This is a genomic window from Spirosoma panaciterrae DSM 21099 (genome assembly GCF_000374025.1).
Classification (GTDB): domain Bacteria; phylum Bacteroidota; class Bacteroidia; order Cytophagales; family Spirosomataceae; genus Spirosoma; species Spirosoma panaciterrae.
The window spans coordinates 207,746-221,811 of the sequence record NZ_KB893172.1; the positions used below are offsets into that span (position 1 = coordinate 207,746).

Below are 14,066 nucleotides of genomic sequence, written 5' to 3' on the forward strand. Positions count from 1 at the left end.
CTAGCAAAATCCTGCAAATCAGTTAAATCCTAAAAATCCCGGTTCAGATTTATTCACTCCGTAAACTTTTTACCGGATTGGCGAGGGCGGCCCGGATGGCTTGTGTACTGACGACCAGCGCGGTCAGCAAGGCCAGGGCAATCGCTACCAGCGCAAATGGCGACCAGGATAAGTTGATGCGGTAGGCGAAATGCGTCAGCCAGTTGTGCAAAAGATAATAAGCCAGCGGCCAGGCAATCAGGTTGGCAATCAGCAGAATCAGCACAAACTCCTTCATGAACAGATTGACGATGCCGATGGTGTTGGCACCCAGTACCTTCCGAATGCCAATCTCTTTGGTTCGGCGGGTTACATTGAGCGATACCAGCCCCAGTACACCCAGCAACACAATAATCAGAGCCAATGTCGTAGCTAATCGGGACGCTTTCTGTAATTGGAGTTCAGTCTGGTAAAGCTTCTGAAGCGTATCGTCCATGAACGAATACTCAAACGGCGCATCGGGAAATAAGCGAGCCCATTCCTGACCAATGGCGGCTACGGTTTCGGGTAGTTGACCCGGCTTGAGCCGGAACGAAAAATAGCGGTAGACGGGGTTCGACCGAGCATTAAGGAAGATAAGGGGCTTGATCGTTTGGTGCAGCGAATTAAAATGAAAGTCTTTGAGTATGCCACCTATCCGTAACGGATTGCTTCCCCCATAAAACCGTACCAGTTGGCCGAGGGCTTTGGCGGGATCGTTCCAGCCCAGGGCTTTGACCGCCGACTCGTTCAAGACTACTTCTGTTGAGTCATAGCCGCCACCGCTGGCATTGAAAAACTGGCCTGAGTGGAGTTTCAGCCCATACGTTTGAGCAAATCGTTCGTCGGAGGTGAGGACTTCTATGGTTGCTGCTTTCGTACTGTCCTGCCCATGCCGAAATACCTGACCGCTGCCACTGCTTCGGCCATCGGGAACGATGAATGAAAAACTGACATCGCTTACGCCCGGAATACGCGCCAACTGATTGCGGATGCCTTCCATACGTTGTACACCCGCTGGCGACCAGTCGCGCGGAACCGAGGCCACCGTCAGGATCTGATCTTTGGTATAGCCCAGGTCTTTCTTGAAAAAATACGTCACCTGCCGACCGACGACCATCGCACCGACAAACACGAAAGTGGCTACCGTAAACTGAAAGACGATCAGAGCCCGGCGCAGGCCAATCCCTTTCTGGACCGATGCTGTCAGCTTGCCTTTCAGAGATTCGACTGAGGGAAGATTCGACAGGACAAAAGCTGGGTAACTACCTGCCAGTAGGGCAATGAACAGCACCAGCCCAACAAGTGTCCCATATGTCAATGGCGACCAGCTAATGAATGAGGAAATAGGTCGATCCAGAATGCTGGCAAACATCGGCCGGAAAATTTCGTGACAGCCCAGCGCCAGTATCGTTGCACCAGCGGTAAGTAAAAGCGACTCGGTCAGAAACTGACCAATCAACTGGTTTTTCAGTCCACCCAGTGCCTTGCGGACGCCGATTTCACGGATGCGCGTAGCCGACATACCAATGGTGATGTTTATGAAATTGACTACGGCCATCAGCAAAATAAATACGCCAATCAGGGTCAGGGTCAATACCATTTTCTCGACCAGCCCGTTGTTGGCTTTCAGGTAGTGGACAGTCAGTGGACTCAGATACGGATGAAGATTTTCCTTAAAACCTGCTGGGGCATAGTTGGCCAGTACATCCGTAAGGGGTTTTGTGAGCTGATCGGCAGTGACGCCCGGTTGGAGTTCCAGATAGTTTGGGATGTACTGGTTTTGCCAGGAGTCGATACCGGCTTTGGGCGTAAAATATCCCACATCGCGCATCGGAATGAAAATCTGATCACGATTGGGTAGTAAGTCCAGGACACTATTGCGGGGCGGTTCCTGCAACACACCCGTTACCGTAAAAATCTGTTTGCCGCCGATGGGCGTCTGAACGGTAAGCGGCTGCCGCAAAACGTTGGTTCGGCCAAACAGTTTTTGCGCCATAGCTTCCGTAATCACGATCGAATTAGGGGCCAGCATAGCGGTTTTCGAATCGCCATAGGCCAGTGGAAACCCAAACATCGATAGTAACGTCGAGTCGCCAACTTCAATACCCTCCCGGAAGTGCTTGTCGCCATTCGACACAATCGCCGTGACGCCGTAGAAACGGTAATAATTCGCGACTAGATCGGGGTATTGCTGCTTGAGCGTCGGCCCCAGCAGCCCCAGACTGGTGATGTCCATGCCCATCGTTTCCTCCTTCCAGCGACTCTTCACCAGATACTGCTGGTCCACATTCCGCAGGGTTTTATTGACGGCCAGTTCGCCCTGAATGTAGTTGCCGATCAGGAGCAGAAATGTTATACCAACCGTGAGGCCGAGGAGCGTAACCAGCGCGTAGAACCGACGCTGACGTAGATTGCGAAGGGCGATTTTAAGGTAATTCTGGAGCATGAGACAAACGATTTGCGCGACATGGTATTTGATGCCGTGAAGGTATCGACTATCGTGTTTTGTTTGTCTTTTTATCTGATTGACAGGCTGTTAAAAAATGTTAAGGGGGGAGGAAGGGGAATAAAGGGAGGAGAGGGATGAGGGGAATAAAGGGAGGAGGGGGAGGAAGGGGAATAAAGGGAGGAGGGGGAGGAAGGGGAATAAAGGGAGGAGAGGGATGAGGAGGAATAAAGGGAAGAGTTACCGTCCCTGCCTTTCGTTCCTGTCCCCCCTTCATTCCCCCTTATAGCGTCGGAAAAACCAGACCTTCAGGATGTCGGCGGTAACTACATACCCTAAGATAATCAGCAGGATAGCTGCGAGCTGGTGCAAGGGGGGAGGAGTTAGGCCAAACGTGGCCGAAAAGGGCGAATAGGGGAGAAATACCGTTATCAGAATACATACTATACTAAGCACACTGATCCATCGGGCGGGTTGGCTCCTGAAGAAATTTTTGCGAGTACGGATGATAAAGAAAATGAGCAGCTCAGTCAGGATTGACTCGATGAACCAGCCCGATTGAAACCCCGATTCTTTTAAGTGGAATCCGAACAGAAGCGTACTGAACGTGATAACATCGAACAACGAACTATGAATTCCGAACACCAGCATGTAGCGTTTGATTAGTTGAATATTCCACTTGCCGGGTTTGGCAAGTTGCTCCTGGTCGACATTGTCGGATGGGATGCTCAGGAAGGGGAAGTCAGTCAGGAAGTTAGTGAGCAGAATCTGCTTGGGCAGCATCGGCAGGAAGGGCAGAAACAGCGAAGCCAGCGCCACACTGCACATATTGCCGAACGTGGAGCCTGTGCTGATGTAGATGTATTTCAACGTGTTTGCAAACGTTTTTCGACCTTCGCTGATGCCCGCGGCAATAACCGATAAGTCTTTTTCGAGCAGAATAAAATCGGCGGCATCGCGAGCCACATCGGTCGCATTGTCGACGCTTATGCCTACATCAGCGGCATTGATGGCAGGTACGTCATTGATGCCATCGCCCATGTAGGCCACCGTGTACGAGTGCCGCAGTGCCTGAATAATGTGCTCTTTCTGTTGTGGTTCAACTTCCGAGAAAATATGCGCTGATTTGACTTTTTGGGGTAGTTCGGTAGCGTCGATACCGAGCAGTTCGTTACCCGTTATCACGACCGGATTATCGATGCCGATCTGCCGACCGATGGCCTGGGCCACGATTCGGTTATCGCCCGAAATAATTTTAAAGTCGATGTTCAGTTGTTTTAACGCATCGATGGCTTCCACAACGCCCGCTTTGATCGGGTCTTTCATCAGTACGAAACCCGCAAACGTCATATCCGTTTCGTCGGCTTTGGTAAAGATGGTCTGCTGGCTGTTTTTGTAGCACACCGCAATGGCTCGCATACCGTTTTGCCCAAACTGCTCGAACTGCTGCTCAATGGCTTGTCGGTAGTCGGTAATCGGTTTGGTGGATCCGTTGGGCATTCGTACGGTTGTGCAGATGGCCAGGCATTCGGTAAAGGCACCTTTACTGATGAGCTGCTTTTCGGTGCCGATGTCGATGGCAATGCTTAACCGTTTGCGGGTAAAATCGTAGGGGATTTCGCCAAGTTTGGTCGGTTTCACAACGGGCGTATCGACGGCAATGGCGCGTATGGCTTCGTCGATGGGATTGGAGTAACCTGTTTCGAACAGGGCATTGTAATGCACCCTCGTTTTGACAAACTCGCTGGACTGCCCCCACGCATCGACAATGCCGTTGATCTGAATCGCTCCTTCGGTAATGGTGCCTGTTTTGTCGGTACAGAGCAGGTTGATTTCGCCAAGATTCTGAATGGAGTTCAGTTTTTTGACGATCACTTTCTTATCCAGCAGGCGTTTGGCACCGGCACTCATCGCAATGGTGGTGATGGCCGGTAACAATTCGGGGGCCATGCCAACGGCCAGCGCCAGCGCAAACAGTGCCGATTCGATCAGGCTCTTCTGATTGACCAGGTTAATGATCAGTATGAATCCACTCAACGCTAGGGTGATGCGCATGAGCATGAACCCAAAATCCGTCAAGCCTTTATCGAACGAGGTTTCGATTACCGAACTGGCGCTTTGAACGACGTTACCAAATACGGTATTCTGTCCGGTATGGATAACCATAGCTTTGCCACTGCCACTGACGATACTACTGCCTTCCCACAGGCAATTCGGGCGTTGTGATAAAGCTGCGCTCGCTTCCGAAATACAGGGCTCTTTGCGTACCGGAAACGATTCGCCCGTCAGGCTGGCTTCGTTGGCTTGCAGTTCATTCGCCTGGATGAGCAGGCAATCGGCCGGAACCACATCCCCCGCATTGAACAGGAGGACATCGCCCGGTACCAGTTGCGAAGCGGGGACTTCTTGTTCCTGACCATCGCGAAGAACTGTACTTTTAATGGTGATCAGCGCTTGTAGTTTTTCCACGACCCGCCCTGCATTCCGTTCCTGAAAGAAACTAATCAATCCCGTCGATAGGAGGATGAACAGGATAATCAATACATCGGAGGTGTCGCCTAAAAAAGCAGACAGCAGAACGGCCCCAATGAGCAGGAGCATCAGGGGGCTTTTGAACTGAGAAACAAACAGTCGAATGTCTTTTTGTAGAGCCGATTCGGGTTGTTTTCCTATCGCTGCTTTTAGCCGTTGTTGAGCGGCCTGTTCAGTTAACCCTTGTTCGGAACTGCTGAGTTGTTGCGACCAGTGAGCCGTTGTCTGCGTCCAGAAAGCATCTGTTTTTTCGACGGTATTCAAATCGGTAAACGTTAGATACGGCAAGTATTAAATTGAACCGCAAGGACGCGAAGGCGCAAGGATTTTTAGACATAGGCCTCGCGTCCTTGCGGTTCAGCTAGTATGTGGCAATGATACGACGGATGATGGTCAGTGACCTATGATAAAAATCAGGCAAAAGGCTCGTATTGGTCGGCGACAGGCGTTGGCTTGACTCCAAATACAATATGAGCCTGATTCTAAATCATGACCAGTTTTTTAAGATGATCAGGCCTAAGCGATATTTTTTTGTCATGGCGACGAAGGAGCCATCTTCAGAAACAGGCGGGAAACGCCCTCTACGAAGATGGCTCCTTCGTCGCCATGACAAAATGAGGAATAGGCCAATGAATAGAATACGGTTTCGATGCTAATCGTAGTCCTTCTAAAACGCGTTATTCGCTGCGTAAGCTTTTTACGGGGTTGGCCAGGGCGGCTTTGATACTTTGGAAACTGATGGTGAGCAGGGCTATTAGGATAGCCGCTAGCCCAGCCAGCGCAAACATCCACCATTCGAGGTTGATTTTGTAGGCGAAATCGACCAGCCAGTTGCTCATAACCCACCACGCCAGGGGCGAGGCAATCACAATGGCAATTAGCACCAGTTTCAGAAAGTCTTTGGAAAGCAGGGCGACGATGCCCGTAACCGACGAGCCGAGCACTTTCCGAACGCCAATTTCTTTGGTACGTTGCTGGGCACTGAAGGTGGCCAGGCCGAACAAACCCAGACAGGCGATAAATATGGCCAGTCCTGCAAACAGGCTGAACAGTAATCCATATTGCTGATCGGCCTGATACTGACTGGCATAGAGTTCATCCAGAAAGAAATAATCCAGCGACGATTCGGGGAAGGTACTCTCCCAGATTCCCTTTACCTGCTTCATTAATTCCGGGGTATTGGCCGTCTCAAACTTGATCGAATAGTACTCCGTCGGAATCCAGCGGAAGGCCGGGTCCATAAACAAAACGATGGGTGTAAAGGGCTGGTGGAGCGAGCGTTGGTGGTAATCCTTTATCACACCGATAATTTCGTTGGCGCGGTTAGGCGTTGTTTCCAAAGCTATTTTTTGGCCAATGGCCTGCTCAGGCGAGGTGAACCCAAATTGCCTGACGGCCGATTCGTTCAGAACCAGTGCCGTTGAATCAGCAGGGCGGTTTTTATCGAAACCTCGTCCGGCGATCAACTGGAGCCCGTAGGTAGGCATGAAGTCGAAATCGACGGTCAGCATTTCGAACAGCCGATTGCTGGCTTCGGCTGCTTCGAACCGTCGATTTGCCAGAAACTGCCCCACTTCTTTGCCCGGAACGGCCCCCGAGCCCGTCACTCCCGATACATTGGCCAGGGCTTTGACCTGGTTTTTAAAGCGTTCTACTTTGTCGTAATAATTGGGGGCATTGACCGGGGCTTTAAGCACAATGACTTGTTCGGTAAGCACGCCCGGCCGCTGCTGCATCATATAGGCGGTTTGCCGATATACGACCACCGTACTCACCATCAGAATGACCGACACAACGAACTGAATTACCACCAGCGACTGCCGCATGGTTTGTTCGGCCCTGGAAAATCGGAAATGACCTTTCAGTACCGAAACGGGCGAAAGCCGTAACAGAACAAAGCCCGGATAGATACCTGTAATCAGAACTCCTGCTACCCATAGGGCCAGAAGGCCAGCCCAAACGACGGGGGCCGCCCAGATAACCTGTGCTGTGTGCAGGTGGAGCGAATCGGGCAGGAGTTGTATCGCCAGCAGCAACATCGGAATGGCAACCAATAACGCTATGCCGTGTACCAGCAATGATTCGACAATGAATTGGAACAGCAGCATTCGTTTGCTGGAGCCGATCAACCGCCGAACGCCCGCTTCTTTGGCACGATACAGAATGCGGGCCGTGGTCAGGTTGCTGTAGTTGACCCAGCTAATCAGCAAAATAACCAGCGCGATGATCGACAGGAATCGGACCACCGTTCGGTTGCCTTTGGCTTCGATTTCGTTGGGTGTAGCCGGGTTAAGGTGCAGATCCTGAAGCGGAACCAGTTTGATACCCCAGGTCACATCTTTCATGGTCGGCTCGGTCTTGTACTTCTCAGCGAGGGCGGGGAATTTGGCTTCCAACCGGGTCGGATCGGCTTGTGGCTTAAGCTGAACAAACGTGTAGCTGGCGTGCTGATACCAGAAATTCCAGAATTTGGCCGAAGCTGTTCGGCCAGAGATCAGCATATCGAACTGCATCGTTGAGTTGATCGGCAGGTCGGCAAAAACACCCGTAACCTGACAGGTTTGCTTGTTGGCCAGTGTGCTGATTTCGAGTGTCTTGCCAAGCGGATTCTGCGATCCAAAATATTTTCGAGCAGCCGATTCGGACAGGACCACCGTGTTCGGCTCGTTCAGAAAGGTTCGGCGGTCGCCCAGCAGAACGGGATAATCGAAGAAGGTAAAGAAATTGGAATCGACCAGGCATACGTGCGGTTCGCGGTATTTCTGATTTTCGTACCGAACCACGCGCTCCGAATTCCGCCAGAAAATACGGGTGTAGCCCTGCACCTCCGGAAAATTGGCTTTCATGGCGGGCGCACAGCCGTTGGTGCTGGTTGCCCAGTGATCGGTTTTATGACCTGCCCCATAAAACAGGCTTTCTACCCGATAAACGGGCTTATCGGTAGCCAGGTTTCGGTCGTAACTCTGTTCAAATCGGATATATTGAATCAACAAGCCGCAGGTAGCCATACCGAGGGCCAGGCCAATGATGTTAAGGAGACTATACAGCCGGTGTTGACGGATGGACCGCCAGGCAATTTTGACATAGTTGACGAACATGGATTGCAGAAATAATAAGGGTAGAGGTTGCTGCGTAAAAATAAACGGTGCTCAGGCCATTCTATACGAACTCAGTTCCACTCCTCATAAAGTTTTCAAGGTTATAAGCCAAAAAGGTTAGATTTATACGGTGTTTTCTTTACGTGTGTAAGAAGTAGTGAGCCAGATAGCTATCCAATTTTCTGTCAACGCCAACCCTACGCTTTATCTGCCGTTAACTTGCTCTTTTTGATATGGAACCCTATTCTACACCGACTAATCGGCCAACGGATCCTGATTTGAGTTCGTCGGCTACCTACGTAGAAATATATCGGACTCAGCGCGATGCCAATGGGCAACTTGTCGATTTTCAACTTGTTCGTGTAAGCGGTTCTGCGCCGGGGTTGTGGCAGCTTCCTCAATCCGAGTGCGTAGGTCAACTCATTAGCCGGTTGGCACCCGAAACGACTGGGCAATACCTGATCCGGCAGTTTGGTCTGGTTGTTGATTTTGGACGTTCGGTTCGGTTCGAGCTGGAGAGCTATGCTCTTTGGGTCACGAAACAGGACGATGGCGTTCGGGTCACGTATGAAAGCACGACTACACAGCAGCCGCCATTTGTTGAGTCGGCAAGCATTGAAAACCTTTCGGCAGCAACCGCTTTAGACCAGGCTCAGCGGAGTTTGTTGCAATGGGATACCATTTACCAGCAGGTCGTCGACAATACGCAGGCAGGTTTATTACTGGCTCGACCTGTTCGAAATGAAAAGGCCGAAATTATCGACTTTCAGTACATCCTGACCAACGAATACAATGCACGTACGACAGGTCGGTCGGTGGCCGAGATGACGGGAACGTTGGTTGGCGATTTATTTCCAGGCTGGCAGGAGTCAGATTTATTCCGATACTATGTCGAAGCGGTCGAAACCCAACAGCCCCAACGAATTGTTTTCTTTTATGAAGCGTATGGGATGAAGGGCTGGTTTGATGGGTCGTTCACCTGTATAGATGGCTGTATACTGTATACCTACACCGACGTAACGGCCTATAAGGAAGCTGAACTGGAACAGCAGCAGAACGCGGCTCTGCTCGAGCAGGTGATGAATATGACGCCCGCAGCCATAGTACTGAATCGGAGTATTCGGAACGAAGCAGGTGAAATTATTGACCTGCGCATGATGAAGCTAAATCAGATGGCGGCCGATATTCTTCAAAATCCGATTGACAAGATTCAATATCGGCGCGTATCCCGCTACATCCCTGGATCGGTAGAAACTCCTTTGTTTGAGCAATGCAGGCAGGTGATTGAAACGGGCGTACCCATTCGGATGGAAGTGCCCTGGGCTGATCGATGGTATGACTTTTCGGTGGTTAAGTTTGGCGATGGGGTCGTGCTGGCCGCCCAGGACATTACCCCCGCTCACCAGTATTGGGAGCAGCTCGAACAGGCCAATAGCGAACTGAAACGATCCAACGAAAACCTGCAGTCGTTTGCGTTTGTGGCTTCGCACGACTTGCAGGAACCGCTACGAAAAATCATTTCCTTTTCCGATATGCTGGCTACGCAGTCTGCCAGTCAGTTTAGCGAAGAGACTGCTGATATTGTTCGACGGATCAATGTATCGGCTATCCGCATGCGCTTACTCATCCATGATCTGCTGGCGTATTCGCAGGTAGATACCCGGCAGGACTCATTTAAACCTGTAGACATAGCCGCTTTGATTCAGGAGTTGCAGGAACATGAGCTTTGGGAAATGATTTATCAGCGTAAAGCCGAGATTCATCTGGGAGAATTGCCAATCGTTACGGCCGATCAGTTGCAGATGCGCCAGCTTTTCCAGAATCTGCTGTCAAATGCCATCAAATTCTGTTACTACGACACCATGCCCCGTGTGCATATAAGCGGCCGCCTGGTTGAAGGAGCCGACATCCCCGTCGGATTGATACCTTCCGGGAAGGCTGTGAAAATGAAGAAAACGGATGCTCGATTCGTCGAGATTTCCATTGCCGACAACGGTATTGGCTTCGATGAAAAATATCTGGACCGGATTTTTCAGGTATTCCAGCGGCTGCATGGGCGTAGTGAGTTTACCGGATCGGGTATTGGGCTGGCTATCTGCCATAAAATTGTGGAACGGCACGGCGGCACGATCACGGCTAGCAGCCAACCCGGTAAGGGTAGCACTTTTCGGGTATATCTGCCCGTTCGGCGGTAGATAGCCTGGGGGTATGGGGTATAGGGCAAAGGGTATGGGGTGAGGGGCATAGGGTAGCGAGACGGAGTACTCCCCTTTACCCTATGCCCCTCACCCCATACCCTTTGCTATTTATTCACTCCGCAAACTCTTCACTGGATTCATCAACGCAGCTTTGATCGACTGAAAGCTGACGGTGAGCAGGGCAATACCGACGGCCAGTAGCCCGGCCAGGGCAAACATCCACCACTCGATGTTGATTTTATAGGCAAAATCGGCCAGCCACTGATTCATGGCCCACCACGCAATGGGGCTGGCGATCAGAATGGCCACCAGCACCAGTTTCAGAAAATCTTTGGAGAGCAAACCGACAATGCTGGTGACGCTGGCTCCCAGTACTTTCCGAACGCCAATTTCTTTCGTGCGTTGCTCGGCCATAAAAGCGGCTAGCCCAAACAGACCCAGACAGGCGATCAGAACGGCCAATGCCGCGAATGTTAGGGCGATGGTGCCAACACGCTGTTCGGCTCGGTACATTTCGTCGAAACTTAGATTCATAAATTGATAGCTGAATGGTTGACCCGGTGCCAACTGCTTCCATTTTGCTTCAATCTGACGAACCAGCGCCGGTACATTAGCCCCACTCAGCCGGAAGGATACCGCCCCCGAGTTTGAATCCAACACCAGTGACAACGCCCCGATATTCCGACGAAGCGATTCGAAATGGAAGTTCTTAACAACCCCGATCACCGTGTACGTCTTCCGGGTTTTACCTTCACCATCATTGAATCGCCAGACGCGCTTACCAATAGGATCTTTAAAGCCCAGGATTTTTATGGCCGCTTCGTTCAGAATAATGCCCGACGAATCCGAACCGAACTGCCGCGAAAATTCACGGCCTTTCACCAGTTGCATCCCCATCGTTTTGAGGTAATCGTGATCGACTCCCCAGGTTTGCATGCTAAACCCTTTGTTCATATCGGTCTGCCCTTCCGCAAAGTAGGCATTGTCGCTCCGGTTGGATGGCGTCGGCAAATAGCCTGATATACTCCCATTCAGTACGCCGGGCAGCCGCAACACCTCCTGCCGAAAGGTTTCGGCCTGTTTGCCAATCGCATAGGCATCGTTGACCGTCAAGACCTGTTCGCGGTTAAATCCTACGTTTTTTGTCTGGATAAAGGTGATCTGCCGGTAAACGATGATGGTTCCGACAATCAGAATAACCGACATCATAAACTGGAATACGACCAGTCCGCTCCGTAAACTGGCACCACCAAAACCTGTTCCCGTTTTCAGGGCCGACAATCCGCCTTTCAGCACTCTGATAGGCTGAAACGACGACAGGAAAAAGGCAGGATAGCTCCCGGCAAAGAGACCTACTGCGAAGGGGAGCAGTATCAGTATAGGCAGCAGGTAGGACGAGGTCAGTTGATGAATGGTTAGTTCTTTAGCCGCAATCGTGTTGAAGCCGGGTAAAGCCAGGGCGACAATGCCGATCGCCAGCACCATCGCCAGCACCGATGTCAGTACCGATTCGGTCATAAATTGACTGACTAGTTGCTGGCGTTCCGATCCCATCACTTTCCGCACACCTACCTCACGCGCCCGCATGGCCGAGCGAGCCGTAGCCAGGTTCATGAAATTGATGCAGGCGATCAGCAGAATAAATAAGGCTACCGCCGAGAAAATATACACGTACTGGATATCGCCATTGGGAGCCAGCTCAATCTGTTGTTTTGAGTGCAGGTGAATGTCGGTCAGGGGCATCAGCCAGTACCGGACACTATTACCTGCTTTCCGGAATTCGCCTAAACTCTTGCCAATCATCTGTTGTACCTGTGGGCCCACATATTTTTCGATAACGGCATCGAAATTCCTGTCAACAGTTGCTGGATCGGTACCGGGTCGGAGCAGGATGTAGGTATGATGATTGTTACTCAACCATTGCCCCCACGGATACTCGTCGCTGAGCATGGTTGGGATGAGGTCGGCATGGAAATGGGCATTTTTCGGCATGTCGCGCATGACCCCCGATACTTTAAAGGTCAGCCGGTTGTCCAGCAGTAGCGTTTGGCCCATTGGGTTCTGATTGCCAAAGTGTCGTTTGGCCGCCGATTCGCTGATCACAATCGTATTGGGCTCTGCCAGTGCCCGTTTCGGATCGCCGGAAATAAGCGGCAGCGTAAACACATCGAATAACGTAGAATCGGCAAATGTGACGTTGTCTTCGCGCAGATTGGTGGTTTCGCCTGTTCGTTTTACCAGCCACGTACCCCGTTGGTGCAGCCGAACGTATTGTTCAACCTGTGGGTAATCTTTTTTGAGCGTGGGGCCTACCGGGTCGGGCGAAACCGCAAACCGCATGTCGTTGCCACCAAATTTGATGTCGGACTGAATTCGGTAAATCCGGTCAGCTTTCTCATTGTAACGGTCGTAGCTAAGCTCATCCAGCACATAGAGGGTTATGAGCAGACAGCAGCCCAGCCCAACGGCCAATCCGAAGATGTTGATAAAGGCAAAGCCCCGCTGTTTGCGCAAGGTCCGCCAGGCGATTTTGAGATAGTTTGTTAACATAAGAAACAGAAGTAAGGGGAGGAGAGGGAGGAGAGGGACGAAGGGGAGAAAAAAGTTGCTTCAGCACCCCCTTTCGTCCCTCTCCTCCCTTTTCTCCCTCTGCTCCTTTTTAATTCGATTTGCCTTCGTTGATGGCCTTGATCATGGCTTCCACGTTTGTTTTGTTCAGGGCATTAGGAGCCTGAGGCAGAGCGGCCTGTAAATAGGGTAACGCATCTTTCGGTTTTCCTAAAGCCACCAAAGCCCGGCTCATGCCCAGATTTGTGGTAAACTGATTTGGGTTTTTGTCGTAGTTGGTTTTAAAGACCGCATAGGCTTCCTGATTTCGCTTTTGGGCCAATAAACTGCGTCCGTATTGGTGCAATTCATTGAGGGTGCCCAGCGGCATGGCTTCGGTCATGAGCACTTTGGCTTCGTCAGGTTTGTTAAGTGCCGTCAGCACAGCGGCTTTGGTGCTCAGTGTTTGAAAGTTTTTCTGGCCAATGTAGCGGGCGTTGATGGCCTGATCGGCCCAGATAAGGCCCTGATTCAGATCATGACTGGTTTCCAGACAGTAGGTTGCCGCCTGCACCAGTGATGGCCACGTAAAGCCCGGTTTCGATAGGAGTTCTTTTCGGAACGACGCCATTTGCTGACCCACCAGATCGACACTGATGGTAAAGGGAATCATCCGCTTTTCCCACGAAAGCGCTACGGCTGCCGAACTATCGGTCTGATTCACGAACGAATAGGTGAGTAATTCGACGGATCGGTCGAGCGACTGATTTTTGACCGTAACCTTAAGCACGTCCAGAGCCGGATCGTAGTAGAAACTTCCCCAGGAAACGACGATTTTGGAAAAGATAACCGTGGTTTCCTGCTCCCCCAGGTTCATAAACAGTCCATAGGTTCCGGCTGCGAGGGGTTTGCCTTCCACGTTTACATCGTCGGAAAACGTAATCGTTGTGGTTTCATTGGCACCTGCCCGCCAGGGAGCCGGTTTGCCGGGGCCATAACCCAGGTCCTGAAAACCATAGTGTGCAATGGGCGTTCCCCAGATCTTCCCTTCGCGGCCTTTTACGCCAGGGCGATCATAATGGACCGTAACAGTCGTGAGGCCGATTTGCTCAGAAACCGATGCTTTTTTGTTGCCGCCGATCGGTGGCGTTGTGAGTTGTGCCCGACAAACCAGCGAGTATAGCAGAAAGCCGATGATGAATGTTACGTTACGCATACCCATAA

At 51.3% G+C, this 14,066-nt stretch carries 6 protein-coding genes; 1 reads left to right on the top strand and 5 read right to left on the bottom strand.

The genetic code is table 11. The features are described 5' to 3' along the window. Positions 1-49: 49 nt before the first annotated feature. From B153_RS0100805 to B153_RS0100820, 3 genes are all read right to left on the bottom strand, one after another. Positions 50-2,467, bottom strand: coding sequence for an ABC transporter permease (locus B153_RS0100805; RefSeq protein WP_020594746.1), 2,418 nt, complete (start codon positions 2,465-2,467; stop codon positions 50-52). A gap of 273 nt (positions 2,468-2,740) precedes the next feature. Then, complete coding sequence (gene mgtA, locus B153_RS0100815; RefSeq protein WP_040760671.1) at positions 2,741-5,263, bottom strand: magnesium-translocating P-type ATPase; 2,523 nt, start codon at positions 5,261-5,263, stop codon at positions 2,741-2,743. 413 nt (positions 5,264-5,676) lie between these two features. After that, positions 5,677-8,097: an ABC transporter permease gene (locus tag B153_RS0100820; protein WP_020594748.1), complete on the bottom strand. Its 2,421-nt coding sequence runs from the start codon at positions 8,095-8,097 to the stop codon at positions 5,677-5,679. A gap of 233 nt (positions 8,098-8,330) precedes the next feature. Between B153_RS0100820 and B153_RS34435 the strand changes: the two genes are divergently transcribed. Then, on the top strand, positions 8,331-10,292 hold the full coding sequence (locus B153_RS34435) for a sensor histidine kinase (RefSeq protein WP_020594749.1): 1,962 nt from the start codon (positions 8,331-8,333) through the stop codon (positions 10,290-10,292). Between the two features lie 111 nt (positions 10,293-10,403). Here the strand turns inward: B153_RS34435 and B153_RS0100830 are convergent, their stop codons facing one another. Beyond that, on the bottom strand, positions 10,404-12,845 hold the full coding sequence (locus B153_RS0100830) for an ABC transporter permease (protein WP_026261817.1): 2,442 nt from the start codon (positions 12,843-12,845) through the stop codon (positions 10,404-10,406). 109 nt (positions 12,846-12,954) lie between these two features. Continuing rightward, on the bottom strand, positions 12,955-14,058 hold the full coding sequence (locus tag B153_RS0100835; protein ID WP_040760674.1) for a DUF2911 domain-containing protein: 1,104 nt from the start codon (positions 14,056-14,058) through the stop codon (positions 12,955-12,957). Between the last annotated feature and the right edge of the window lie 8 nt (positions 14,059-14,066).